At 64.6% G+C, this 24,894-nt stretch carries 25 protein-coding genes and 3 tRNA genes; 16 read left to right on the forward strand and 12 right to left on the reverse strand.

What is annotated here, in order from left to right; translation table 11 throughout:
* Window positions 1-5: 5 nt before the first annotated feature.
* The 3 genes from EB812_RS04415 to EB812_RS04425 are packed head-to-tail and all read right to left on the reverse strand — an operon-like array spanning window position 6 to window position 3,792.
* Window positions 6-530: a chemotaxis protein CheW gene (locus EB812_RS04415; protein WP_130957871.1), complete on the reverse strand. Its 525-nt coding sequence runs from the start codon at window positions 528-530 to the stop codon at window positions 6-8.
* On the reverse strand, window positions 527-955 hold the full coding sequence (locus EB812_RS04420; RefSeq protein WP_118229418.1) for a hypothetical protein: 429 nt from the start codon (window positions 953-955) through the stop codon (window positions 527-529). The genes EB812_RS04415 and EB812_RS04420 overlap by 4 nt, the downstream gene beginning before the upstream one ends.
* Window positions 952-3,792 (reverse strand): response regulator, encoded by a 2,841-nt coding sequence (locus tag EB812_RS04425; protein WP_165450889.1) that lies wholly within the window; start codon window positions 3,790-3,792, stop codon window positions 952-954. The genes EB812_RS04420 and EB812_RS04425 overlap by 4 nt, the downstream gene beginning before the upstream one ends.
* Before the next feature lie 127 nt (window positions 3,793-3,919).
* On the opposite strand from EB812_RS04425, the gene EB812_RS04430 reads away from it, so the two are divergent.
* Window positions 3,920-4,837 (forward strand): DMT family transporter, encoded by a 918-nt coding sequence (locus EB812_RS04430; RefSeq protein WP_118229420.1) that lies wholly within the window; start codon window positions 3,920-3,922, stop codon window positions 4,835-4,837.
* A 223-nt stretch (window positions 4,838-5,060) separates the two neighbouring features.
* Here EB812_RS04430 and EB812_RS04435 read toward each other — a convergent pair whose 3' ends face one another.
* From EB812_RS04435 to EB812_RS04455, 5 genes are all read right to left on the reverse strand, one after another.
* Window positions 5,061-5,423, reverse strand: coding sequence for a DNA-binding transcriptional response regulator (locus tag EB812_RS04435; protein WP_118229421.1), 363 nt, complete (start codon window positions 5,421-5,423; stop codon window positions 5,061-5,063).
* A gap of 63 nt (window positions 5,424-5,486) precedes the next feature.
* Window positions 5,487-5,864 carry a NifB/NifX family molybdenum-iron cluster-binding protein gene (locus tag EB812_RS04440; protein ID WP_118229422.1) on the reverse strand — a complete coding sequence of 126 codons (378 nt, stop codon included), beginning with the start codon at window positions 5,862-5,864 and terminating at the stop codon, window positions 5,487-5,489.
* A gap of 24 nt (window positions 5,865-5,888) precedes the next feature.
* Entirely contained in the window at window positions 5,889-6,803 is a 915-nt protein-coding gene (locus EB812_RS04445; RefSeq protein WP_118229423.1) for an ATP-binding protein, read from the reverse strand.
* On the reverse strand, window positions 6,796-7,716 hold the full coding sequence (locus EB812_RS04450; RefSeq protein ID WP_130957873.1) for a nucleotide-binding protein: 921 nt from the start codon (window positions 7,714-7,716) through the stop codon (window positions 6,796-6,798). The genes EB812_RS04445 and EB812_RS04450 overlap by 8 nt, the downstream gene beginning before the upstream one ends.
* A gap of 1 nt (window position 7,717) precedes the next feature.
* Window positions 7,718-8,086 (reverse strand): NifB/NifX family molybdenum-iron cluster-binding protein, encoded by a 369-nt coding sequence (locus EB812_RS04455; protein WP_118229425.1) that lies wholly within the window; start codon window positions 8,084-8,086, stop codon window positions 7,718-7,720.
* Between the two features lie 254 nt (window positions 8,087-8,340).
* Between EB812_RS04455 and EB812_RS04460 the strand changes: the two genes are divergently transcribed.
* The 5 genes from EB812_RS04460 (at window position 8,341) to EB812_RS04480 (ending at window position 13,134) form a co-directional block, all read left to right on the forward strand.
* Window positions 8,341-8,592, forward strand: coding sequence for a hypothetical protein (locus EB812_RS04460; protein ID WP_118229426.1), 252 nt, complete (start codon window positions 8,341-8,343; stop codon window positions 8,590-8,592).
* A 738-nt stretch (window positions 8,593-9,330) separates the two neighbouring features.
* On the forward strand, window positions 9,331-10,491 hold the full coding sequence (gene hflK, locus EB812_RS04465) for an FtsH protease activity modulator HflK (protein ID WP_118229427.1): 1,161 nt from the start codon (window positions 9,331-9,333) through the stop codon (window positions 10,489-10,491).
* Window positions 10,491-11,336 (forward strand): protease modulator HflC, encoded by an 846-nt coding sequence (gene hflC / locus EB812_RS04470; protein ID WP_118229428.1) that lies wholly within the window; start codon window positions 10,491-10,493, stop codon window positions 11,334-11,336. Before hflK ends, hflC begins: the two co-directional genes overlap by 1 nt.
* A gap of 35 nt (window positions 11,337-11,371) precedes the next feature.
* Window positions 11,372-12,064: a LexA family transcriptional regulator gene (locus tag EB812_RS04475; RefSeq protein ID WP_118229429.1), complete on the forward strand. Its 693-nt coding sequence runs from the start codon at window positions 11,372-11,374 to the stop codon at window positions 12,062-12,064.
* Between the two features lie 2 nt (window positions 12,065-12,066).
* A complete protein-coding gene (locus tag EB812_RS04480) occupies window positions 12,067-13,134 on the forward strand; it encodes a lytic murein transglycosylase (RefSeq protein WP_118229430.1) in 1,068 nt (355 codons plus the stop codon).
* 114 nt (window positions 13,135-13,248) lie between these two features.
* On the opposite strand, the gene EB812_RS04485 is transcribed toward EB812_RS04480, so the two are convergent.
* Window positions 13,249-13,325 (reverse strand) — tRNA-Arg (locus EB812_RS04485).
* Window positions 13,326-13,642: 317 nt separating this feature from the next.
* Here EB812_RS04485 and EB812_RS04490 point away from each other — a divergent pair.
* The 3 genes from EB812_RS04490 (at window position 13,643) to EB812_RS04500 (ending at window position 15,689) form a co-directional block, all read left to right on the forward strand.
* Window positions 13,643-14,290, forward strand: coding sequence for a UbiX family flavin prenyltransferase (locus EB812_RS04490; RefSeq protein WP_118229875.1), 648 nt, complete (start codon window positions 13,643-13,645; stop codon window positions 14,288-14,290).
* A 135-nt stretch (window positions 14,291-14,425) separates the two neighbouring features.
* Window positions 14,426-15,112 carry a metal-dependent hydrolase gene (locus EB812_RS04495; protein WP_118229876.1) on the forward strand — a complete coding sequence of 229 codons (687 nt, stop codon included), beginning with the start codon at window positions 14,426-14,428 and terminating at the stop codon, window positions 15,110-15,112.
* Window positions 15,113-15,185: 73 nt separating this feature from the next.
* Complete coding sequence (locus EB812_RS04500) at window positions 15,186-15,689, forward strand: GNAT family N-acetyltransferase (protein ID WP_242621190.1); 504 nt, start codon at window positions 15,186-15,188, stop codon at window positions 15,687-15,689.
* On the opposite strand, the gene EB812_RS04505 is transcribed toward EB812_RS04500, so the two are convergent.
* From EB812_RS04505 to murA, 3 genes are all read right to left on the reverse strand, one after another.
* Complete coding sequence (locus EB812_RS04505) at window positions 15,649-17,040, reverse strand: L-serine ammonia-lyase (protein ID WP_118229877.1); 1,392 nt, start codon at window positions 17,038-17,040, stop codon at window positions 15,649-15,651. The genes EB812_RS04500 and EB812_RS04505 overlap by 41 nt on opposite strands.
* A gap of 853 nt (window positions 17,041-17,893) precedes the next feature.
* Entirely contained in the window at window positions 17,894-18,550 is a 657-nt protein-coding gene (locus tag EB812_RS04510; RefSeq protein ID WP_118229878.1) for a BON domain-containing protein, read from the reverse strand.
* Between the two features lie 25 nt (window positions 18,551-18,575).
* Complete coding sequence (gene murA / locus EB812_RS04515) at window positions 18,576-19,826, reverse strand: UDP-N-acetylglucosamine 1-carboxyvinyltransferase (RefSeq protein WP_130957874.1); 1,251 nt, start codon at window positions 19,824-19,826, stop codon at window positions 18,576-18,578.
* A gap of 148 nt (window positions 19,827-19,974) precedes the next feature.
* Between murA and EB812_RS04520 the strand changes: the two genes are divergently transcribed.
* The 7 genes from EB812_RS04520 (at window position 19,975) to rplT (ending at window position 24,579) form a co-directional block, all read left to right on the forward strand.
* A tRNA-His gene (locus EB812_RS04520) sits at window positions 19,975-20,050 on the forward strand.
* A 288-nt stretch (window positions 20,051-20,338) separates the two neighbouring features.
* The gene (locus EB812_RS04525) at window positions 20,339-20,536 is read left to right on the forward strand and encodes a serine acetyltransferase (protein ID WP_118229879.1); all 198 of its coding nucleotides are present in this window, start codon (window positions 20,339-20,341) and stop codon (window positions 20,534-20,536) included.
* A gap of 227 nt (window positions 20,537-20,763) precedes the next feature.
* Window positions 20,764-20,840: transfer RNA gene (locus EB812_RS04530), tRNA-Val, on the forward strand.
* A 195-nt stretch (window positions 20,841-21,035) separates the two neighbouring features.
* Window positions 21,036-22,973 (forward strand): threonine--tRNA ligase, encoded by a 1,938-nt coding sequence (gene thrS / locus EB812_RS04535; RefSeq protein WP_118229880.1) that lies wholly within the window; start codon window positions 21,036-21,038, stop codon window positions 22,971-22,973.
* A gap of 1 nt (window position 22,974) precedes the next feature.
* A complete protein-coding gene (infC, locus tag EB812_RS04540; protein ID WP_118229881.1) occupies window positions 22,975-23,505 on the forward strand; it encodes a translation initiation factor IF-3 in 531 nt (176 codons plus the stop codon).
* Window positions 23,506-23,646: 141 nt separating this feature from the next.
* Window positions 23,647-23,844 (forward strand): 50S ribosomal protein L35, encoded by a 198-nt coding sequence (gene rpmI / locus EB812_RS04545; protein ID WP_118229882.1) that lies wholly within the window; start codon window positions 23,647-23,649, stop codon window positions 23,842-23,844.
* Window positions 23,845-24,222: 378 nt separating this feature from the next.
* Window positions 24,223-24,579, forward strand: a complete 357-nt coding sequence (gene rplT / locus EB812_RS04550) for a 50S ribosomal protein L20 (protein ID WP_118229883.1) — start codon at window positions 24,223-24,225, stop codon at window positions 24,577-24,579.
* Window positions 24,580-24,894 lie beyond the last annotated feature (315 nt).

The following is a 24,894-nucleotide window of genomic DNA, read 5'->3' on the forward strand; positions in this document are numbered from 1 at the left end:
GGGGTCTAACCCACTTCGGCCTTCGTGTCGCTCAATAACGTGTCCAGGTCAAGCAGAATCAGCAGCCGGTCGTCCAGCTTGCCCACGCCCCTGATGTATTCCGAGCCCACGCCGCAGACCACGGGGGGCGCGGCCTCCACCGTGGAGGCGGGAATGCGCAGCACTTCGGAAACGCCGTCCACCAGAAAGCCCACGATTTTCTGGTCAAATTCCATGACCACAATGCGGGTGCGGCTGTCGCGTTCTACCGGCGGCAGGTTGAAGCGGGTGCGCATGTTGATGACCGGGATGACCTTGCCGCGCAGATTAATGACGCCTTCAATGTAGGCGGCCGCGTGGGGCACCATGGTGATCTGTATGGGGCGGATGATTTCCTGTACCGCAAGGATGTCCACGCCGAATTCTTCGTCGGCAATATGGAACGTGACCAGCTGCAGCAGGTCGCCTTTATGGGCGGCAGCCTGGTCGGCGGCGGTCTGGCTGGTGGCCGTCGGCGATGCGCCGGCGGCGGGGGTGGTGGTTTGCGTCATGATGGTGTCTCCGTGCTTTCCGGAACATGCCCCAACGTCTGCGCGCGGGGGCGGCCGTGGAACGTCGCGTCTTTCTTATCGGCAGCGCCCGGCAGGACTTCAGGGCCGCTTCCCAGCTTTGGGCCGGGGCGCGTTCGTCCGGGCGCAGGGAGTCCGGCCAGACGCGGCGTACGTAGTCGAAGTGGTTGACGCGCAGGTTCGCACAGCGTTGTCTGTGAGGGGGAGAGTCCGCCGGGCGTGATGCGCGGGCGGTGGCGCGCTACGGGGATGTTTTCCGTCGCCAGGGTGGCCTGCAGGGCCGGGTCCGCGCCGGCGTAGACGCAGAGACAGTCCGCGCCGGGGGGCACGGCCCGCAGGGAACGCACGGCGGCTTTGAGCAGCAGCAGGTAGGAAGGTTTGTGGTCCAGGCAGAAAATCACTTTCATGACTGGGGGGCCTCTTCGGGGCTGGGCGCGGGGTTCTCCAGCCTTTCCAGCAGCAGATTGGCGCGGCGGGCCATGCCCTCCGTGTCGAAATCGCGTAGTCGGTGCAGAATGTCCGTCACGTCGCCGGCATAGGGCGTGCCTTGGGTCAGGGGGGCGAAGCGCGCCAGAGCCGCTTCGGCCCCGCCCCAGTCTGTAACCATACGTTCTGGCAGGGTTTCCAGCACCTCGTGCAGAGCCTCCAGCCGGGCTGCCGACAGCCGCCGTTGGCCGCCTGTGGTCGCGTCGCCGTGCCGTTGCAGGGTGCTGATCTGGGCCAGGGCTTCGGCCATGCTGTGGGCAAAGTCGGTCATGAGCTCCTGGGGGGGCGCGCTGTGGGGCAAATTGGCCTCCATCTCCGTGGTGAGCTTGCGGATGCGCTCTACCCCCAGGTTGGCGGCCACCCCCTTGACCGTGTGGGCCAGGCGCGCGGCGGCGCGGTAGTCGCCGGCGGCCAGCAGGGCTTCCAGTTCGCGCGGGCTGTCGCCGTAGTGCTCCATGAAGCGCAGCAGCAGGTCGCTGTACAAGCCATTGTTGCCGCCCACAGTGGCGAGTCCGGCTTCAAAATTGATGGGTGGGTCGCTCGGCGTGGCGTCCGGGCGGGCGGCGTCGGGGGCAATCTTTTCGTCGTCGCCGGCGGAGGCGGTGGCCGTGGTTTTATCCGGAGACGACGCGTCCGGCGTGGGCCCGACAGGCGCCGTGCCCGTGTCGGGGCAGCAGGGCAGCCCGCCGGGCAGCCAGCGGCACAGGGCGTCGTAGAGGGCGGTGGGGTCCACGGGTTTGGTCAGATAGTCGTTCATGCCCACGGCCTTGCCGTCGTGGCGCGAGGCTGCGTCCGTGTGGGCGGTCATGGCGATGACGGGCAGACTGTGCGGCGTATGCCCCAGGGCGCGGATGCGGCGGGTGGCCTCCAGGCCGTCCATAACCGGCATCTGCACGTCCATAAGCACCACGTCCACGCCGCCCTGGCGTACCGTCTCCAGCGCTTCCTGGCCGTTATTCGCCAGACGCACTTCCAGACCCGCCCGGAGAAGCAGCTCCCTGGAAATTTGCGCGTTGATTTCATTGTCGTCCACCACAAGGACCACGGGGCGCAGCTGGGTCGGGTTCGGGGCCGGGTCCGGCTCTGCCGCAAGGGTCTGGGGCCGCGCGAAGTCCAGGGCAAAGGAAAAGGTCGTGCCTTTGCCGGGGACGCTTTCCACCTGCAGATCCCCGCCCATGAGGTGCACCAGCTGCCGGGCCAGGGCCAGGCCCAGGCCCAGACCGCTGTCCGCGCGGGTGAGGGATTCATCGCCGGGGGTAAAGGGATCGAACACGGTGCAGAGCTGCTGGGCGTCCATGCCCGGCCCGGTATCGGCCACCACAAAGCGCAGTCGCAGCCTGTCGGGCGCGGAGGCGGCAAGGGGATCTTCAGACGGGGGGGCGGGCTGCGCCCGGCACTCCACTACGCCGCGACTGGTGTAGCGTACGGCATTGTCCAGGAGGATGCGCAGAACTTCTTCCAGATGGCACTCGTCGCCCGTGATTGTGGCGGGCAGGGCGGGGTCGAGCACAAAGCGCAGGTCCAGTTTTTTTTCCAGAGCCGCGCCGGCCACGCTCTGGCGCAGCAGCTCCACGAATCTGGCCAGCACAAAGGGCTGCGGCTCCAGTTGCACATGGCCTTCGCTGGCGCTGGAAAAGTCGAGAATGCGGTTGACCATGTCCAGCAGCACGCTGCCGGATTTGTTGATTTGCGCCAGGTAGTCGCGCTGCACGCCGCTGAGCTCTGTCTGCAGGCTCAGGTAGCTCATGCCGATGATGGCGTTGAGGGGCGTGCGGATTTCGTGGCTGATGCGGCGCAGGAAATCATCTTGCACGCGGGAGGCCCGCTGGGCCAGCTCCAGGGAGGTGAGCGCCTGAGTTCTGGCCTGCACGGCCTGCTTGCGGTTGTTGCGGGCCGTGAGCTCTGCGGCTTTGAGCGCGTTGATGCGGGCCTGCAGGGTGGCCTGCATGTGCTGTAGGGTGGCGAACATGCCGGCCAGTTCGTCCTGGTGGCGCAGGCGCAGGGGGGGCGGATCTTCCCCCGCGGCCACGGCGGCCGCGTAGCGGTTGACGGCCCGCAGGGGCCGCACCACCCTGGTGTGGCAGACGTAGATATTGATCACAGCGCTCACGGCCAGCAGGCTCAAGCCCGCCAGCACGGCGGCCAGCAGAGGCAAAAGGCTGGCCTGGCGCGCCTTCATTTCGTTCAGAAAGTCCCCGCGCCAGCGTTCGCGCAGTGCGCGCATGCGGCTTTCGAGCTCCAGGGGCAGGCGGTCCAGTCCCGTGCTGCGCAGCATGCGCCGCGCGCCTTCCGGATCCGGCGGGCGGCCTTCGGCCCTGGCCTCGCCCATGGCGCGGCCCACGGTGGCTTCCGTAAGGTAGGCGAGTTGGGCTGTTTCGTTGAGCAGTGCGCGAACCTGATCCAGAACTCCCGGCGGCAGGATAAGGCCTTCGGCTAGGGCGTTGAGAGAAACTGTTTGCCCTGGCGCAAGGCGCGAGCTTTGCGGTCGCGGGGCTTCCCCCTGGGCCACCTGCAGGTTGTGCTGCCAGGCCTCCAGGCTGGCTTTGTCGCCTGTGACCACAAAGGCCAGGGCATCGGCGTAGGTCTGCTGCACCGAATCGCCCAGTTCGCCCAGCAGACTTTCAAGGTGAGAAAATTCGTGTACCATGCCGTTAAGCGTGTGCTGGCCCCGCGCCAGCCAGATCAGCCCCGTGGCCAGCACGGCCAGCAGGATCAGCTGGGTGATGTTGGCTATGCGGATCAGACCACGGATGCTCATGTCGTGCTCCCGGTACGGCCCATCCCCGCGGTGGGCGGGGACGGGTTTTTCTTGCTGTTCCCCCCGGTATGCCATAGGCTGCCGCAAAAATCACCTCCAACCGGCGCAGCCGTCCCCCCCGGTCGTCATGTTGTCCATCCGGTCCTCCCTTCTGCCCCACCTGGCCCTGCTGACCGCCATGTCCTTCTGGGGTTCCACTTTTGTGGCGTTGCGCGTGGCCCTTGCCGCGCTTACTCCCCTGCAGACCATGAGCGGGCGTATGCTGGTGGCCTGCCTGGCCCTGCTGCCTGTCTGGCCGCGTTTGTTTCGGGAGCTGCGGCGCAACGGGCACTGGGCTTTGCTCTTGCTTATGGGGCTCTGTGAGCCCTGCCTGTTTTTTTTGTTTGAGACCCACGCCCTGCGCCTGACCACGGCCTCGCAGGCGGGCATGGTCACGGCCCTGCTGCCTCTGCTGGTGGCGGCGGCCGCCTACGTGGCTCTGGGGGAACGTTCCGGCCCGCGCGCGTGGCTGGGCTTTGCCCTGGCCGTGGGCGGCGTGGTCTGGCTGAGCGGCACGGCCAGGGCAGGGGCAGCCGCCCCCAACCCGGCCCTGGGCAATCTGTTGGAGGCCGCAGCCATGTGCTGCGCCACGGGCTATACTCTGCTGGCCCGTCGCTTGTCGCCGTTTTACAGCCCCCTGTGCATTACTGCCGTGCAGGCCGGCGTGGGGCTGGCTTTTTTCAGCCTGCTGCTCTGCTTTGTGCCCGAAAGCGCGGCGCGGGTGGACCTGGGACGGAACTTTCCCGCCTGGGCCGCCTGGGCCTGCGTGGCCTACCTGGGGGGCTGCGTGACCTTTGCCGGCTACGGTCTGTATAATCTGGGGGTTAACCGGCTTTCCGCCGGCCGCGCCGCCGCCTACACCAATCTGATTCCGGTTTTTGCCATGTTTTTCGGCATGCTGTTGTTGGACGAACGCCTCAGTCCCGGCCAGTATGGCGGCGCAGTCTGCATTGTGGCGGGGGTGCTCTGCAGCCAGTGGCGCGGCGGCGCGAAAGAAGCAACGTAGTTTTTGACGGGGCGTCAGGGATGTGTTCCGCCCTTGCCCGCAGAGGGCCGGACGCCGGTACAAAAGCCCCCGGCCTCGTCGTGGCGACGATGCCGGGGGCGGGTACGGCGCAAGGCAGACCGGGGGGCAATCGGCCCGCGTCGGCGGATGGAGGAGGGCGTCGCCGCGCGGGGCCTTGCGCCGCATCCGCGGCAACGACGCGAGGCGTCGTTCCGGGAACGGGTCAGGCCAGTTTGTCCAGCAACTGCAACAGCCGGGCGGCGTCTGCGGCGTCGGGCTGCAGGGGCAAGGCCGTCAGGATGCCCAGGCCTTCGGTGGCCTCGTGAAAGTCCTCCTCCGGCATGGGGCTCAGCACGGCGGTGGGCACGGCGGCGTTGACCAGCAACAGGTCCATGACGGCCCGGCGTGCGTCCGCCTCTGGTCCAAGGTCCAGAATCATCAGGTCCGGCGGCTGCGTGCGCAGCAGCGCCTTGCAGTCTTCCAGGCCGGACACCAGCGCCACGCTGTGCCCCGGCGTTTCCAGCCCGGCCACAAAAGCGGCCAGATCCGCGGGGCGGCGGGTTTGCACCACAAGATTTCTGCTCATGCCTGTCCTCCCCTGGGCCGCTGCGCGGCCCGCATGGTCACAAGGTTTTCCCTTTGGAGAGGCTTAATGGCCGCCGCCGCAAGTGTTTTCCACGGTGAAGGGGGCGAGGCGTCCCGCGCAGAAGGCTTCCACGGCTTTGCCCACATTGGGCTGGTCGCCGGCAAAAAAGACCTGGATGCCCATTTGGTTGAAGCCCATGAGGGGACGCATGCCCATGCCGCCAGCCAGCAAGGCCGTGACGCCGTGCTGCGCCAGATACTGCACGGGGGCCATGCAGCCGCCCTGCTGGTGGGGGATGGGCGGCAGGGTGGACTGACCCAGCACTTTGCCGTCTTCCACTTCCACGATGGTATAAATATCGCAATGACCGAAATGCATGCCCATGCCGGCTTCCATGCCGCCGGGCAGCGCCGAAGGAACGGCTACCACTGACTTGCTCATACGTTGCATCCTTGTCTGTTTTGGTTAGAGGTGGGTAAGCGCGGCGGCAGGCTTGCGGGGCGTTGCAGCCAGCTGCCGTATCCCGCGCCACATGGCCGCCAGAGGGGCGGTCAGGGGCGAGGGGTCTTCGGTCAGAGCGCGGCGGCGCAGCATGGCCTGGGGCACCAGGGGGCTGAAGGGCAGCTCGCCGACCACCGTATGGCCGTTCTGCGCCGCCAGGGTGCGGATGGCCGTCGCTTCTTCCGGGTTGAGGTCCGCTTTGTTGATACACACGGCCACGGGGATGCGGAAGTGGGCGCAGAGCTCCGCCACCCGCGTGAAGTCGTGCTTTCCGGCCGGGGTGGGTTCCACCACGGCCACAGCCAGATCCGCGCCGGAAAGGGAGCTGATCACCGGGCAGCCCACGCCGGGCGAGCCGTCGCAGAGCAGCCAGTCCAGCCCGCGTTGAGCGGCCAGTTCCCGCGTACGGGTTTTGAGCAGCGCCACCAGGCGGCCGGAATTTTCCGCTCCGGGGGCCAGTTGGGCGTGCACAAAGGGGCCCAGCCGGGTTTCGCTCACATACCACTGGCCGCAGTGCCGTTCGGGAAAGGCTATGGCTTTGTCCGGGCACAGGCTGTAGCAGACGCCGCAGCCCTCGCAGGCCAGGGGGTCGACCTTGGCCACGCCTGTTTCAAGGTTTATGGCCTCAAAGCGGCAGAGGGCGACGCACTGGCCGCAGCCCGTGCAGCGTGCCGGGTCCACCACGGCCGTGTTGCCGGAGATGAAAGGCTCTTCACTGATGCGGCGCGGGTCCAGCAGAATGTGCAGATCGGGCACATCCACATCCAGGTCCGTGAGCGCCAGGCCCAGCCTTTCTGCATGGGCCAGGGCCGCGAAGGCGGCGCAGAGACTGGTCTTGCCCGTGCCCCCTTTGCCGCTGACGACGACGATCTCAGGCATGAGCGGCCTCCTTGACAAAGGCTTGCAGCCGCGCTGCCAACTGCGTGCAGCGTTGCCGCCAGTCATCCCCAACGGGGGCGGGGGCCAGGGTAGGCGGCAGGCCGCGCGCGCCTGCCGCAGCGGCCTCGCGGTCAAAGGGCAGCTCTGCCAGTACAGGCAGACTCCGCCCGGCGCACCAGCGGCGCAGCTCCGCCGCGTCGGCGTCGCTTTCCGCCATGCCCACACGGTTCAGCACTACGGCCGTGGGCCGGCCCAGAGGCTCAAGAGCCGCGTGGGCCAGCCGAAAGTCGTGCACGCCAAAGGGCGTGGGCTCGGCCACCAGGAGAACTGCATCGGCCTTGCGGGCAACGGTCATGGTGGGGCAGCTCACGCCGGGGGGGCCGTCCAGAATAACGTCGGGCGCGGTTTCGCCGTCTTCCGCAACCGGCAGAAGATCTTCCAGCCGTGCAGAGAGCGCCCGCAGCAGGGGCGGGGTCATGGCTTCGCCCACCCTGCTGCGGCCCATGAGAAAGGCCCTGCTCGTCGGCGCCAGTTTTGTGACGCCCTGCAGCAGCACGCCCAGCTCCCGCCGGCCGGGGGTCAGGGCCTGGGCCGGGCAGACCGCAAAGCAGCCGCCGCAGCCGTGGCACATTTCAGCAAAAAAGGCCGCCTTGCCGCCCAGCATGGCTATGGCCCCGAAGCGGCAGATCTCCCGACAGGCCCCGCAGGCCGTGCAGCGGGCGGGATCCACCTGCGGCACCTCCATGTAGACCGGTTCGGGCGCGGCGAGCTCCGGCTTGAGGTAGAGGTGCAGATTGGGGGCCTCCACATCGGCGTCCACCGCCAGGCACGGCCTGCCCCACTGTGTGAGCAGGCTGGCGGCCACGGTAGTTTTGCCCGCGCCGCCCTTGCCGCTGGCCACCAGCAGGCGCATGTCAGGCCCTTCCGCCCGCGGCGCGGTTGGGACCCTGCGCCTGGGCCGCCTTGCCGCTTTCATAAAGGTTAACGGCCTGGCCCACGCTGCCCTTGTCCATATCCTGAAACACGGCAACCCCCGCCGCTTGCAGGGCCGTAAAAGCCTTGGGGCCCACAAAGCCGCTGAGCACCACGGTAACGCCCGCCTGGGCCAAGCGCTCCGCCGTCTGAATGCCGGCCCCCTGGGCCGCCATCTGCGAAGCGCCGTTGTCCAGATACGTGGTCTGACGGGTTTCCGTGTCCAAAAGCACAAAGCCGGCGGCCCGACCGAAACGCGGATCCACCATGGACTCCAGCCCAGGGCCTTCACTGGAAACGGCAATCTTCATCTGAGGCCTCCTGCAGCGGCACTTTCGTCGGGGAAAATGCCCATAAGGTTATCCTGCCCGATCAGGTTTTTGTGTTTTGCTCAAATGAGCATAACATCAGACTTGCGCCTGTCAAGAGAAAAAGTTGCGTCAAAGTGCCTTCAGAAAAAAAATATGCGGGATTGGGTGCGCCAGGCAGCGCTGGAAGGAACAATTTTCCGGTACGGTTTTTGCTTGCCTGCTGCGTTACCAGAAAATGTTTTTCGGGAGGCTGTATGCTGCGATTTTTTACTCCGTACCGTTGGCCCTATACCTTGTTTGTGACGCTTTTGGCGAGCAGCGCTCTTTTTTTGCTGGTCATGCTCGGCAGCGCTGCGGAGCCGGCCCCCTCCGGCGCGGACTATGCGCCGGGCTTTGCCGTGCGGGCCGACCATGTGCAGGTGGTGCAGGTGGTGCCCCTGGCCGGAGCGAGCCTGCGCAACCCTGCCGCGTCCACGGCGCGCGCCGCTGTGGTTTTGCCTTATTAGATAATTTCAAATGGCGTTGCGGCTGTGCGGGCAGACGTCCGCTACGGAGACGTGGCGCGTTTTTTGCGTCGACAGACGCCGGGGCGTACCGCAAGCGTTGCGGAAACAGTTGCAACGCAAGGCGGCGCCTTCTGCTGCGTGTAAAAAAATACCGCTTTTTCTGCAGGAAACAACTGCCCTGCTGCCGTTATTTTTTTGTTTGTCGGCAGGGAGTTGCCGGGGCCGGAGCGCGTGGACCCGGGCTGCGTCAACGGCAGGCGCGCCGCCCGGCCATGACCGTAGCGGTCGCCGCAGAGTATTCAGAAACGCTTTATTTTTATCGTGCTCACAGTGTGGGGGCAGGCCGGAGCACGTTGCGCGGCCTTAGAGCAGTTAGCGAATGAAATGAGCTAACTGCTCTGCAAGGATTTTCTTGAAAATCCTTGCCACGAAATGCGAGAAGGCAGGTTTTTGCCTGCCGTAAGCGAGCATTTCAAGTGTTAAATGCTCTAGACGGCCGCCGCAGAAACACGCCCGCCTGCCGCAACAGAGTCATGTCGAAAAGGGTTATCCTTTTCTTTTAGCGTCGGCCTTGACCCTCGCGTACGCATCCCGTATAAAAGTCTTGTGGTTTCATGCCATGGACCGTTTCTTGACCGGATTCTATGTATATCGTATTCTCCCGCTTTCATGCCTTTCACAACTGCCGGCATCCTTCCTCCGGGGCGCCGCACTTTCAACACAAGGTATAACAACATAATGAACTGGGATTGGGACAAACTGCAGGAAAAACGGCAGAAACAACAAGGCGCGCAGCCGCCTCGTCCGCCGCATGAGCCGGAACCCGAAACCGAACCGCGCGAAGACGAACCTCGCCGCGCCCGGCGATCCGATTTCGGCGGCGGCCGTCCTTCTTTTGGCGACAATCCTTTTAAAAAACTGTCGCAGCTCAAGCCGCCCCGCGGCAAAGCCGTGTGGCTGGTAGGGCTGGCCGTGCTGGGTTTGTGGCTGCTTTCCGGCATCTACATCATTAACCCCGACGAGCAGGGCGTGGTGCTGCGCTTCGGCCAGTACAACCGTACTGAGGGCCCCGGCCCCCATTACGCCTGGCCCGTGCCCATCGAAAGCGTCTACAAGCCGCAGGTCACCCAGGTGCTGCGCAGCGAGGTGGGCTTCCGTTCCGTGGGGCAGGCCGCCACTTTTCAGCAGGGCCAGCTGCGCACTATCCCCGAAGAAGCCTCCATGCTTACGGGCGACGAAAACATCGTCAACGTGCAGTTCAGCGTGCAGTACAAAATCAATGACCCCGTGCAGTATCTGTTTAACGTGAGCGCGCCCACGGCCCTGGTGCGCAACGCGGCCGAGGCCGCCATGCGCGAGGTTATCGGCAACAGCCAGATCGATTCGGCCATCACCGACGGCAAACTGCAGATCCAGAGCGAGGCCACCCAGCTTTTGCAGACCATCCTCGACCGCTACGGCGCGGGTATCCGCGTGCTGGCCGTGCAGCTGCAGGACGTGCACCCCCCGCGGGAAGTTATTGACGCCTTTAAAGACGTGGCCAGCGCCCGCGAGGACAAAAGCCGCATCATCAATGAGGCCGAGGCCTACCGCAACGAACTGCTGCCCAAGGCCCGCGGCCAGGCTGCGGCCCTGCGCAACGAGGCTCAGGCCTATACCGCCACCAGGGTGCGCGCCGCCGAGGGTGAGGCCGCCCGGTTTGACGCCTTGCGCGTGGAGTATGAAAAAGCCCCCAAAGTCACTGAACAGCGCCTGTACTATGAAGCGGTGGAGGAAATCCTCGCCGCCTCCAAGGACAAAGTGGTGCTGGACGGCGCTGCTGCCGGACGGGCCCTGCCCTATCTGAACCTGCCCGGTTTTGGCGCGCCCGTGGCCCCCAAGGCGCTGGAGAAGAAGTAATGCGCAGAAATCCTCTTGCTCTTGCCCTGGTGCTGTTGGTGCTGGTTGTGGTGGTAAGCCAGACGTTTTTCACCGTCCACCAGACCCAAAAGGCTCTGGTGCTGCAGCTGGGCGACCCCTTGCAACGGGTTTACGGCCCCGGCCTGCATGTGAAAATCCCTTTTATCCAGAACGTGGTCTACTTCGACGCCCGCGTGCTGGACTACGAGGCCCGCTCGCGCGAAGCCTTCACCGTGGACAAAAAAGCCATCGTGCTGGACAACTACGCGCGCTGGCGGATTATCGACCCCCTGCAATTTTACCGTACCATGCGCAGCATTCCAGGCGCGCAGGCGCGGCTTGACGACGTTGTCTACTCCCAACTGCGCGCTCTGGTGGGCGCGTACACCCTTACGGAAGTGGTGTCCTCCCACCGGGCCGTCATCATGAAGGAAGTAACCAACAAGGTTTCGGCCTTGATGCACAATTATGGCGTGGACGTACTGGACGTGCGCATCAAACGCACGGATCTGCCTTCCGAAAACCAGCGGGCCATTTTTGGCCGTATGCGCGCGGAACGGGAACGGCAGGCCAAACAGTACCGTTCGGAAGGCGAGGAGGAATCCACAAGAATCCGCTCCGACGCCGACCGGCAGCGCGCCGTCATCCTGGCTGAAGCCGCACGTGCGGCGGAGGTGGAACGCGGCAAGGGCGACGCCCAGGCCGCCGCCATCTACGCTGAGGCCTACAACAGGGCGCCCCAGTTCTACGCATATCAGCGCTGGCTTGCCACGCTGCGTTCTTCCCTTAAGGAAAACAGCAGAATAGTTCTTGGCACCACGGCGCCCCTGCTCAATCAACAATAGCCCACGTGGCTTGCCTCGTGTTTAACGGAGCCTTTATGCCTGCATTCGCAGAAATTTATGAACGCATCAAACTAGCCACCAACAGCCGTACGCAGGTGGAATTGGCCGAGGTGCTGGACATTCGTCAGTCCAGCATTTCCGATGCCAAGCGCCGTAATTCCGTACCTGGCGACTGGTATATGAAGCTGTTTGAAAAATTCGGCCTCAATCCCGACTGGCTCAAACAGGGCGTGGGGCCCATGTACCTGCGCACCGAACAAGGCTATGTGCCGCAGGACGCCCCGGCCGCTCTGGCTGAAAGCGCCGCCCACTACGGCGACGTTCTGGCCCGCAGCAGCGTAGCCTCTCTCTACGACCCCCTTTGCGCCTATGCCGACGACCAGCCCCGTCCGGAACTGGAGCTGGTGGGCAAAATTGCCCTGCCCCTTTCCTTTGTGCGTGACGGGCTTACCGTGCTGCGCCTGCGTGCCGACAACATGGCTCCCATCATGGCCGGCGGCGCGTATGTGGGCGTGGACACGCTGGACAACGAAGTGGTTTCCGGCCACGTCTACGCCGTGTTTGCCCCTTTGGAAGGCGTGGTGCTGCGCCGCGTGTTTCTCAACAGCACGCAGGACGGCTATGTGTTGCGTTCCGAAGCTCCGGACTTCCCCGAAACCTCCCTCACCTCCGAGCTCTTGCGTAAACGGCTCCTGGGTCGCGTGGCCTGGGTGCTGCAAGAAATCTGACCATGACCCCTCCCCTCCTCCCCATGTGCCGCTCTCTGGTCTGCCGCCTCTGCATCCTGCTGGTCTGTCTGTTCTGCTCCGCCTGTGGTGCACGTGAGGCCCCTGAGGCCGCCGGTCTGGAGGAAGCCCCTTTGTCCGCCCCCGACGCTGCCCGTAACGACGCGTCGGGGGCGGCCCAACCCTGGTCCGCACCCAGTGCGGCCGCCGGTGCCGCCAACGCTTCCACAGCATCTCCGGCCGCCCTGCCCGCAGTCTGGCAACCTTTGGCGCAGCGTCTGGCAGCCGATGGCCTTTCCGGCCCGCGGGTGACGGCCTTGCTCCAAAGCCTGGGACCCACGGCCAGCCAGGCCCCCATGGGCCGTAAAATGCGCGAGCTCTACCAACGCCGCTTTTTCCCTCGGCCCCCTTCCACCAAACCTGCGCAGCAGTATTATAAAGGCGTGGTCAGCGCAGCCAACGCCCGTCAGTGTCGCGCTTTTATAACCGCGCACCAGGCGGATTTCAGCGCGGCGGCAACCCGCTACGGCGTGCCCCCTTCCGTGGCCGTGGCCCTGCTTTTTGTGGAAACGCGCCTGGGTAAGGTGCTGGCCGACGTGCCCGAAAACGCCTTCCACACGCTGGCCAGCATGGCCGTGAGCCGCAGCCCTCAAGACATTACGGATTGGTTGCCCCGCATGCCAGGCTATGAGGCCCACCTGGACTGGTTTGCCGCCACCATGCCCAAACGGGCCGACTGGGCCTACAAGGAAACCCGCGCCCTGGTGGAACACATGCTGCGCGATAACGTGCCCCCCTCACACCTGCCCGGCTCCATCTATGGCGCTGTGGGCCTCTGCCAGTTCATGCCCTCCAATATCGCCGTGTACGGCGCAGACGGCAACGGCGACGGCCGCGTGGACCTCTTCGATACCTCCGACGCCATCGCCAGTCTGGCCAACTATCTGGCCCGTCACGGCTGGAAACCCGGGCTGCCCCGCGCCCGGCAGCACAAAATCCTCATGGCCTACAACCACTCTGACGTCTACGCCAACACCATTCTGGCTCTGGCAGATCTGGTGGAACAGCCGTAGGCGCGTAAAATTTCTGTTTAGTAAAATCTTATCATGTGGCGCGCAGGCGGCACAACCTGACAAAAAACCACAAAAAAGCGGTCAGCCTTTTACGGCTGACCGCTTGCTTTCTTATGGTGCGCCCGGCGAGATTCGAACTCACGACCTTTGGCTCCGGAGGCCAACGCTCTATCCAACTGAGCTACGAGCGCACAAGGTCTTCTCTGTTATGCTTTGCGCGGTCCGCTGTCAAGGGCGTAATGGACCCGGCCCCGGCGCGGTCTCGCCTCCTCGCCGTATGGGGTGGCGCCGCCGCGGCGGCAAAGCGTCTGCCCGGCCGCGTGGATCTCCAACGCCCCTCCCCGGCGCACGGGGCTGCGACCTGCCGAAAATGTTGCCGTAAAAGACGCTGCTCCTCTGCCTTTGGGGCGGTGCCGCCCGCCGCGTTTACAGTCCGCCCGGTTGTGGACTATACTGAACAAATACGCGCCCCCTCCGGGAAGGCGCGGCACAACCTTTGGGATAGACTATGCAAGAGTGCGGCGAGGGCGGCCTTGCGCACCTTGGCGGGCAGGCCGCCGGGGCGCAGGCGCGCGATATTCTGGTGGGCGTAAGCGGGGCCAGCGGTATGGCTTTGGCCGCAAGCCTGCTGCGGTTGCTGGCAGGCATGCCGTGGGTACGGGTGCACTGCGTGGTGTCGCAGGGCGCGCGGGCCGTGCTGCAGGCCGAATGCGGGGCCGGGCCGGAGCTGCTTACGGCCCATGCCGGGCAGGTCTACGCCCCGGACGATTTGGGGGCCGGGCCGGCCAGCGGTTCCTGGTGGCGGCGCGGGGCCGTGCCGGCGGCTATGCTGGTGGCGCCCTGCTCTATGGGCACCCTGGGCGCGCTGGCCAGCGGGGCCACGCGCAATCTGCTGCAACGCGCGGCGGATGTGGCCCTTAAGGAGCGGCTCACCCTGGTGCTGGTCACGCGGGAAAGTCCGCTTTCCGCCGTGCACCTGCGCAACATGCTTACGCTGCAGGAGGCCGGTGCGGTGATCATGCCGTTTTCCCCCGGTTTTTATCTGCGGCCGCAAACGCTGGACGAGCTCTTGCGGCAGTCCTGCGGGCGCATTTTTGACCAGTTGGGCCTGCCGCACCGGCTGGGCCGCTGGGGGGAAGCCCTGGCGCAGGCGTGATGCGCCTCGCCTTCTGTGGCAAATCTTTTTTTACATATTCCGCAAGCTGAAAGTACAAAGCGTCGGGGCCGACAAACCTTGTCGCCGACCCCGCGGCGTAAGGCAGCGTCCGTTTGCGGACGCGGGAGGCGCGTCATGAGTTCCATTACCTGGTTTGGTCACTCGGCTTTCAAGATCGGTTGTCCTGATGTACAGGTGGTCATTGATCCTTTTTTTGCGCCGCCCACGGACGTGAACGCGGCCACGCTGGGGCCCGTTGATCTGGTGCTGGTAACCCACGACCACAGCGACCATGTGGGCGAGGCGGTGGAGGTGTGTCGGCGCAGCGGGGCCATGCTGGGGGCCATTGTGGGCACGGCGGGCAAACTGGTCGCCGCGGGCGTGCCCCAGGCGCAGATCCTCAACGGCATCGGCTTCAATATGGGAGGCACGGTAAGCCACAAGGGCGTGAACGTCACCATGACGCAGGCCTACCACTCCAGCGATTCCGGCGCTCCGGCGGGCTATATTGTGCGCATGCCCGACGGCCTCACCGTGTACCATGCGGGCGATACCTGCGTGTTCAGCGGTATGGAGCTGTGGGGGCGGCTGTACAGCATTGACGTGGCCCTGCTGCCCGTGGGCGGCGTGTTCACCATGGACGCCCGGCAGGCCGCCCTGGCCTGCAAGCTGCTGGGCTGCAAGGCCGTCATCCCCATGCACTGGGGCACTTTTCCCGTGCTGGCCCAGAATACGGCGGCCTTTAAGGAGGCCCTGCAGAAGCAGCACCTTTCCTGCACCTGTGTGGATATGGGCGTGGGAGAAACGGTCAGCTTTGGCTAAGGCCGCGCTGTTTTGTCTGCGCCGCGCCGTCAGGGCAGATCACGCTGTTTTGGCGGATCTCTGGCGGCGTAGTGTGGTGGCCACGCACGCCTTTCTTTCCTGTGCGGCTGTGGCGGAGATCCATATTGCCGTGCGGCAGGTTTATCTGCCGGGCGTGGAGGATTTGTGGCTTGCGCACTGCGGCCCAGGGGCAAGAAAGGGGCAGGATGGCTCCGCAGGCGGATTGCGCCCGGTGGGCTTTATGGGGCGCAACGGCGGACATGTGGACATGCTTTTTGTGGATCCGGCTTTTTTCGGCTGCGGGGCAGGCCGGACGCTGCTGCGCCTGGCCTGGGAGCGGGCTTTTGCGGCCGGCCTGCCTTTGACGCTTGACGTCAACGAGCAGAACCCGGCAGCAGTGGCCTTTTACCGCCGGATGGGTTTTGTGGTCACCGGCCGTTCGCCCGTGGACAGCGCGGGGCGTCCCTATCCTCTGCTGCATATGGCTGCGGACAGAGGCTGCGCCCGCCTGTTGGCAGGGCGATGTTGTCGTTCTTTCAGTCCTGCGGATCCTGTCGTCGTTCCAGTGCGGCGTTGACGGCCTCGGCCAGGCCGCCCAGGGAGGTTTCCTTGTAGCGGGCCTGCAGGTCCAGTCCGGTGCGGTACATGACGCCGATGATCTGGTCCAGCGAAACCACGCGTTCGCGTCCGTCTTCCAGGCGGGAGAGCTGGGCGCAGTTGACGGCACGTTCGGCGGCCACGCCGTTGCGCTCAATGCAGGGTATCTGCACCAGGCCGCCCACGGGGTCGCAGGTCAGGCCCAGGTTGTGTTCCATGCCTATTTCGGCCGCCACTTCCACCTGCTTGACGCTGCCGCCGGTGACGGCGCAATAGGCCCCGGCAGCCATGGAACAGGCCACCCCCACCTCGCCCTGGCAGCCCACCTGCGCGCCGGAGATGGAGGCGTTGCACTTGTAGAACAGGCCAATGGCCCCGGCCGTGAGCAGAAAGTCGCGCGCGCCTTCTTCTGTCGCGTGCGGATAAAAATTTTTGTAGTACAGCAGCACCGCCGGCGCCACCCCGGCCGCGCCGTTGGTGGGCGCGGTGACTACCCGCCCGCCTGAGGCGTTTTCCTCGGCCACGGCAAAGGCGTAGAGCATGGGCCAGAGGCTCAGGTCGCGCCGACCCGCCGCCTGCAGGGCGCTGACCTTGCGCAGCAGGTTGGGCGCGCGGCGGCGCACCCGGTAGCCGCCGGGCAGCACGCCGTCCGTGCAGCAGCCCCGTTCCACCGCCTCCTGCATCACCGTCATGATGGCGTCCAGCCGGGCATTGACCTCCTCCCCCGACCGCCAGAATTCCTCATTGGCCCGCACCACCTGGGCCACGCTCAGCTTGTGCGCCGTGCAGTGGGCAAAGAGCTGCGCGGCGGTGTCATAGGCATAGGGCGGCGCAGGATAGTCCTCGTCCGGGCTGTCAAAATCCGCGTCCGTGCGGATGGCCCCGCCGCCGATGGAATAGTACGTGCGGGCGTGCAGGACGGTCCCGTCCGCGGTCAGAGCCGTGAGAGTCAGGGCATTGGCGTGACGGGGCAAAAACAGGCCCTTGTGCTCCAGTAAGTCCCGTCCGTACACAAAGGGCACGGCCTGCACGCCCGCCAGCATCAGGTCCGCGCCCTGGCGCAGCGCCGCCGCGCGCGCGGGCAGCCGGGCAGGGTCCACATGTTCGGGGTCTTCCAGCTCCAGCCCGGCCAGGACCGCCGCGTCCGTGCCGTGTCCCCGACCCGTGAGCGCCAGAGAACCGAACAAATCCACCTGCAGCCGCGCCACTGCCCCCAGCAGACCCAGAGCTGCCAGCTCTCCGGCAAAACTGCGCCCCGCCAGCATGGGCCCCATGGTGTGCGAACTGGACGGCCCAATGCCGATTTTGAACAAATCAAACACGCTCAACATTGTCGGCCTCCACGCCCCTTCCAGTCATCTTGCGGGAATGCTCTGTACGGGCCCCGCCGGAAAGCCTCCGGCAGAGCAGCGTTGACATGCATTTTCGCAAGGGGGGCGTCAGCTTCGGCGTTTCCCCGCGCAGTCATGCCGTGTTTGCGTCCTCGCGGCGGGCAGTCGCGCAAGGCACAGCATGCCGGAGGGGGGTTCCCCCGTCATCAGCCTTGGTTGTGACACAGAGCGAGGCGGGGTGCAATGCGTCGGGATATGTTCTTTGAATGTTCGTATTTATATTAAATAAAATCATATAGTTATTTATGATATGAACATTTAGGGCAAAGGCTCTGCGCACAGAAGCATCAAAAAGAACAAAGGGAACAGAGTGCACAAAAACACAGCGTGCCAGCCGTGCGGGGCAGGGCATTACGACTTTGAAATGTCCGGGGTTTCGTAAGCGCAATTTATTTGCGCGCTTAAGCGCTGGAACGAGCGTGCCGTAAACTTTGAGAATACCGATTCTCAAAGGTAGTCTGCTCCAGAGCATTTAACACTTGAAATGCTCGCTTACGGCAGACAAAAGCCTGCCTTCTCGCATTTCGTGGCAAGGATTTTCAAGAAAATCCTTGCAGAGCAGTTAGCTCATTTCATTCGCTAACGCTCTAAGGACGCAGAACTTTTGACGGGTTATGTGCGTTCGGGGCTTTGCCTGTGTGGGGCCGCCCTGGCGGGAGAGGGTGACACGGGCGTTCGGCCAGGGCCGGCCCGGTTCGGTGGGGAAGAAACGTTTTTTGAAGGGATGGGGGGCGTGGGGGGAAGGGGAACTTGTGTTCACAAAAGTTCCCCTTTCCCCCACAAAAAACTTTTTCTATGGCAAATCGCGGCTTTCCGGGCTGGATTCGGCAGAAGCCGGGGCCGGGGCCGGGCTGGCGTTGGCGGCGGGCTGGTCCGCGCCTTCGGCGTGCTGGGGCTGGATGTCGCCCAGTTGTCCTGCCTTCTGGGGCAGCATGAGGTAGCTGGTGACGGAGGTGACGCCCGACACGCCCCTGGCGGCGCGGATGGCGAGCTGGCGTTCGGCATTGTCCTTGACCACGCCCAGCAGCACCACGCGTCCGGCGTTGACTTCGGTTTCGACGCGGGTGGAGGAGAGGCCCTTGGTGCCGATGAGTTCCGTGCGCAGTTTGGTGGCCAGGGTCATATCGCTTTCGTCGTGAGTTTTGGCGGTGAACCAGTGGGGGGTGACGGAGTGGGGCTTGTAGCGGCGGGCGATGGTCAGAGCTTTGGCCTGCATGTCTGCGGGCACTTCGCCCACCAGGAAGACGTGGTTGTAGAAGCTGTAGACGGCCACGGACCAGCCGCCGGTGAAGCTCTCGTCCATGAGGGCGGTTTTGATTTTTGCGGCCAGCTCCGTGTCTGCAGACATGGTGCCCGCCAGGCGCGGGTCGTCGTAGACGCCGTAGGCGGCGCAGCCGTTGAGGCAGGTAAGGGCCAGCAGCAGGAGCAGGGGCAGGGCCAGGCGTGGCATATGAAACCTCCGTTGGGGGGCGCGGTTATTCCTGTTCGCGGCGGATGCGCGCGCCCACGGCCGTGAGTTTGTGTTCGATGTGTTCGTAGCCGCGGTCCAGGTGGTAGATGCGGCGTACCTCGGTACGGCCTTTGGCGGCCAGACCGGCCAGGACGAGGGAGGCGCTGGCCCGCAGGTCGGAAGCCATGACGGGCGCGCCGGTGAGCCCCTGCACGCCGCGCACCATGGCCGTGTGGCCGGAAACCTTGATCTGCGCGCCCAGGCGCACCAGTTCCAGAACGTGCATATAGCGGTTTTCAAAAATGCTTTCTTCCACCACGCTGGCGCCGTCGGCCAGGCACATGAGGGCCATGATCTGCGCCTGCATATCAGTGGGAAAGCCGGGGTAAGGCTGGGTTTTCACGTCCGTGCCGTGCAAGGGGCCGGCGCAGCGGGCCAGCACGCCCTGCGGGGTGGCGGTGATTTCCATGCCCATGTCGCAGAGCTTGCGGATGACGGCTTCCAGCGCGTCGAAGGGGCAGTGGCGCAGCAGCAGTTCGCCGCCGGTAATGCCTGCAGCCACCAGAAAGGAGCCGGCCTCAATGCGGTCGGGCATGACGGCGTAGGATGCGCCGTGCAGGGCCTGCACGCCCCGGATGCGGATGACGTCGGTGCCGTGGCCTTCAATCTCTGCGCCGCAGGCTCGCAGAAAGTTGGCCAGGTCCACCACTTCTGGTTCGCRTGCGGCGTTTTCCAGCAGGGTTTCGCCGTCGGCCAGCGCGGCGGCCATGAGCAGATTTTCCGTGCCGCCTACGGTGGGCATGTCAAAGGTAATGCGCGCGCCCGTGAGACGGCGGCAGCGGCCAAGAATGTAGCCTTCTTCCAGCTGAAAGCTGGCGCCCATGCTTTCCAGCCCCTTGAGGTGCTGGTCCACGGGGCGCGCGCCGATGGCGCAGCCGCCGGGCAGAGCCACACGGGCCTGGCCAATGCGGGCCAGCAGGGGGCCCAGGCACAGCACCGAGGCGCGCATGGTGCGTACCAGGTCGTAAGGGGCTTCGGGCAAAAGCTGGCCGGGCTGCGTGCGCACTTCGTGGTCGTCGTAGCCGCAGGCGCAGCCCAGCACGTTCAGGAGCTTGAGGGTAGTATGGATGTCGCGCAGGTCCGGCACGTTGGCGATCACGGCTGGTTCGGAAAGAAGGATGGACGCGAACAGAATGGGCAGGGCCGCATTTTTGGAGCCGCTGATGTCAATGCCGCCCGTAAGGGGCACGCCGCCTTCAATAACCAGTTTGTCCATGCTGTCTCCGCGGGTGGGCGCGGGCCTCTGGCCGCGCGCGTGAAGAATAACAAACAGCATACGCCTTGTTCTAGACAAAATCCAGAGTCCGCAGCGCGGAAAAAAACTTGCCAAAGGAAAAGAAGCTGCGTATAAGAACTTTCCCGTGGCGGAAGTAGCTCAGTTGGTAGAGCACCTGGTTGTGGCCCAGGTGGCCGTGGGTTCGAGTCCCATCTTTCGCCCCAGAAAATTTTTCTTCCCGTTCCGCAACCGCCCGCAATGCCCTGTGCAGCGCGGGCGGTTGCTTTTGCGCGGGCTGCCCACGTCTGCGCGGATCCGCCAACTCTGGTTGGCCCGCCCATTTTTTGTGGCCCGCTATGCTCCTTTCTTTGCGGTAGACCCAGGCAGTCCATTTTTTTCCGCAGCGCTGTGCCCCTTCTTGGTGTAGACCCGGCTTGTGTCACAACGCAGTACGTTATTATACGTGCGGGCGCGGTTTTGACTATTTTGCCTGCGTCCGTTAGAAGAATGTAATGAACAAAGACAATCTCCCGGCCATTCGTCCCTGTATGAAATGCGGCGCCATCCCCGACAAAATCGAAACCTCCCGTCCCGACGGCCGCACCCGCGACCTCTACCGCGTGGTCTGCCCTTGCGGTAATGGGCCTTTGCGCTGGTCGGTCAGCGTGTCCGCCGCCATCCGGCTGTGGAACACGCACGACGCTTCGTAAACGGTTCCTTTTGGGAATATTCCTTTTCAATCAAAGGATGCGATACGTTCGCTGGAGCTTGCCCGCGCAGATAATTGGCGTTTGCCGTCTGGCGGCCCGGCAGCGTCTCCGCGTGGTGCGGCCGCTGTCGGGATAGAGGGCCACGTCCGCCGCAGCTTTCCTTCCCGCGCAGTAAAAAAATGTTGACGCGTCGCCGCTCGGCGGCTATAACACCCCTTGCCTCAAGTAGGAGCGTAGCTCAGGTGGCTAGAGCACTTCCTTGACACGGAAGGGGTCAGCAGTTCAAGTCTGCTCGTTCCTACCAAATGAAGTTCCGGGGATGGTTTCCCCTTTATGGCGGAAGACCTTGACTCCGCCCATAACAGGGGCCGCCGCAAGGGCGGCCCGGTGACCGTTATCGGCGCAGTGGGGAGGTTTACCTCCCCATTTTGTTTTTGTCGGCGGCGCGTCCGGCGCGGCAGGGGTCGTAGCGGCACGTTGACGAAAAAGGAGCAGTTTGATGGAAGTGCAGGTAGAAGGGCAGGCGGTGTCCGCTGCGCCCGGCGATGCCGTGGCTGTGGTGCTGCAAAAGGCCCTCAGCGGCAAAAAATTCAAGTCCGTGGTGGCTGCGCGCACGCCCGACGGCGCGCTGCTGGACCTTTCCGCGTCTGTGCCCCAGGGCTGTGCCGCGCTTGCGCCCGTAACGGCCGAAGAGCCCGACGGCCTGCGCCTGCTGCGCCACTCCACGGCTCACGTCATGGCTGCGGCGGTCAAACGCCTGTTCCCCACGGCCAAGGTCACCATCGGCCCGGCCATCGACAATGGCTTTTACTACGATTTTGATGTGGAACGGCCCTTCTCCAGCGAGGATTTCCCCGCCATTGAGGCTGAAATGCGCAGCATTGCCGAAGCGCGCCTGCCCTTTACCAGGGTGGACGTGTCCAAGGCCGAGGCCGCCGCGCGCTTCACGGCCGAGGGCGAACCCTATAAGGTGGAGCTGCTGGAGAGTATTGAGGGCGACACGGTTTCCCTCTACACCTGCGGCGAATTTACCGATCTTTGCCGGGGCCCGCACGTGCCGCACACGGGTTTTGCCAAGGCCGCCAAGCTGCTTTCCGTGGCCGGAGCCTACTGGCGCGGCGATGAAAAGAACCGCATGCTCTCGCGCATCTACGGCACGGCCTTTGCGGACGAAAAGGCTCTCAACGCCTACCTTAAGCAAGTGGAGGAAGCCAAGCGCCGCGACCACCGCAAGCTGGGGCGGGAGCTGAACCTGTTTACCTTTAAGGAAGACGTGGCTCCGGGCATGGTTTTCTGGCTGCCCAAGGGCATGCTGGTGCGCACCATCCTGGAAGACTTCTGGCGGCGCGAGCACCTCAAGCGCAACTACGACATCGTCCAGGGGCCGCAGCTTTTGCGGGTGGAAACGTGGCAGAAATCCGGCCACTACGACCACTACCGCGAAAACATGTATTTTACGCAGATTGAGGACGACGCCTACGGCATCAAGCCCATGAACTGCATTGCCCATATGCTTATCTACGGCAATGAGCTGCGCAGCTACCGCGACCTGCCCCAGCGTTACTTTGAGCTGGGCGTGGTGCACCGGCACGAAAAAAGCGGCGTGCTGCACGGCCTGCTGCGGGTGCGCCAGTTCACCCAGGACGACGCGCACATCCTTTGCGCGCCGGAGCAGCTGGAAGGCGAAATTCTGGAAGTCATCCATCTCATCCGCGATCTCATGGGCCTGTTCGGCTTTCAGTACAAGGTGGCCATCTCTACCAGGCCCAAGGACAGCATCGGCACGGACGAAGCCTGGGAGCTGGCCACCAACGCGCTGATCCAAGCTGTGGAAAAGGCCGGCATCAGTTACGAGATCAACGCGGGCGACGGGGCCTTTTACGGCCCCAAGATTGATGTGCGCCTGCTGGACTGCATCGGCCGCGAATGGCAGTGTTCCACCATCCAGGTGGACTTTACCCTGCCGGAGCGCTTTGACCTCACCTATGTGGGGCAGGACGGCGAGCGCCACCGTCCGGTCATGGTCCACCGGGCCATCATGGGTTCGCTGGAGCGGTTTATCGGCATTCTCATAGAAAACTACGCCGGCGCGCTGCCCACCTGGCTTGCGCCGGAGCAGGCCAGGGTGCTGACCGTGACGGAGGTCGGCGACGCGGCGGCCTTGGCGGTGCGCGACCAGCTGCGCGCCCAGGGCGTGCGCGTGACCGCCGATACGCGCAATGAAAAGCTGGGATTCAAGGTGCGTGAGGCCCAGTTGGCCAAGGTGCCGTATATTCTGGTGGTAGGGGAAAAAGAGGCGCAGGAGGGCGGCGCCAACGTGCGCCTGCGCAGTGGAGAAAACCTGGGGCTCAAATCCGTGGCGGACATAGCCGCGCTGGTGCGTACGGACGCTGAAGAGCCCTTCAAACAAGGAGGGATGCGCTATAGCTTCGCCTAATATGAGATTCCGGCGCGACATGCCGCAAGACGGCGTGCGCCGCAACGAGTTGATCCGCGCCCGCGAGGTGCGTGTGATCGCTGCCGATGGCGAACAGCTTGGGATTCTGCAACGCAACGACGCCATTGCCCTGGCCAAGGAGGCCGGCATGGACCTGGTGGAGGTGGCATCCACTTCCGAGCCGCCCGTCTGCCGGATCATGGACTACGGCAAGTTCAAGTACGAGCAGCAGAAGAAAAAGCAGGAGGCCAAAAAGCGCCAGAGCGTGGTGCAGATCAAGGAAATCAAGGTCCGGCCCAAGACCGACGACCACGATTATGAAACCAAGATCCGCCACATCCGCCGCTTTTTGGAGGATGGAGACCGCTGCAAGATCACGGTCTTTTTCCGGGGCCGCGAAATTGTGCACAAAGATCGCGGCATGACCATTCTGGAGCGGGTGGTGCAGGACCTGGCCGACGTGGCCAAGGTGGATCAAGAGCCCCGCGCCGAAGGCCGCACGCTGCAAATGCTGCTGGTGCCCAAGAAGTAGCGCGGCTTTGCCGCGCGCAGACCCGCCCGTGGGGGCGGAAAACAGGGAGCGGCCCTTGCGTCGCGTCCCGCTTTGGGGCATTATGCCCCTTCCGGTTTCCGCCCGGCCCTGCCGGGCCCTATTCAGTGCAAGGAGTATGTCATGCCCAAGATCAAAACCCGCCGTGCCGCGGCCAAGCGTTTTTCGCAGACCGGCAGCGGCAAGTTCAAGCGGCGCCGCCAGAACCTGCGGCACATCCTGACCAAGAAGGCTCCGGGGCGCAAAATGCGTCTGGGCCAGGCCACCCTGGTGGACGGGACCAACATGAAGGCCGTGCGCCGGATGCTGCCTAACGGCTGATTTGCCCGTTTGCCTGCCGGCTGCTGCGGCAGTCGTTGCGCGCCTTGGCTGCACAGGCCTTAGGCGTTGTTTTGGCGCGTTGCCGCGCCGGATGCAGAAGCAGACCTGTGCCGGCCCTGTGCCGCCGTGCTGCGGTTTTTACGCCGAGCAGACCGGCGGCCTGCAGCGGCCCTTGTATCGGGCGGCGGGCGGCTGGGCGTGCGGGGCAACCCGCGGGCGCACGGAAAACGATTGAAAGACTCTGACGGTGCACTGCGCCGGCGGCGTATGCGGAGCCGCGACCGACGTCCAATCCGCGTCCCCTATTGAGGGTTACGACAAATTTTACGCATCTCCACGGGCATTCCTCCGCCTGGTGGGGAGAAGGAGGATACGCTCATGCGTGTGAAGAGAGGTCTTGCCGGGCATCGCCGTCATAAAAAGTATCTTGACGCGGCCAAGGGCTTTCGCGGAGGGCGCAGCCGCCTGTACCGCACCGCCCGTGAGGCTGTGGAACGTTCGCTGCAAAACGCCTTCACGGGCCGCAAACTGCGCAAGCGCGATTTCCGCAGCCTGTGGATTCTGCGCATCAACGCGGGCGCGCGCCTGAGCGGGCTTTCCTACAGCCGCTTCATGCACGGCCTGAAGGTGGCGGGCATTGCCCTCAACCGTAAGGTGCTGGCGGACCTGGCGGTGTACAAGAAAGAAGACTTCGCCCAGGTGGTGGAGCTGGCCAAGGCCGCCCTGAGCAAGTAGATCGGTTCGGCCCCTGCTGCGCTGACGGCGGGGGCCGTCCCTTTTTGGTCTGGATGGGTGCGCCGCGCCGCGGCGCGGCGTCCGCGTGCTGCCTTTTGCAACCGGCCAGCGTTGCGTCCTGTCGGAAGATGCTGACCCGCACTGCCGCGGCGTTCCTTAAAGAGCGTTTCCCGCCGTGCCGGGGCATGCCCAGATGCGCCGTCCGCCCCTGCCCCGCAGATTTCGGAATTTTCCTTCAGGGCGCGGCTGCGCGCGTCTGCGCGGGAAAAAGGCTTTGCAGGAAGGGCCGCCGCCGTCCCTGCCGACTGTGGGCGG

The organism is Desulfovibrio legallii (assembly GCF_004309735.1).
In the GTDB taxonomy this organism is placed as follows: Bacteria; Desulfobacterota; Desulfovibrionia; order Desulfovibrionales; family Desulfovibrionaceae; genus Desulfovibrio; species Desulfovibrio legallii.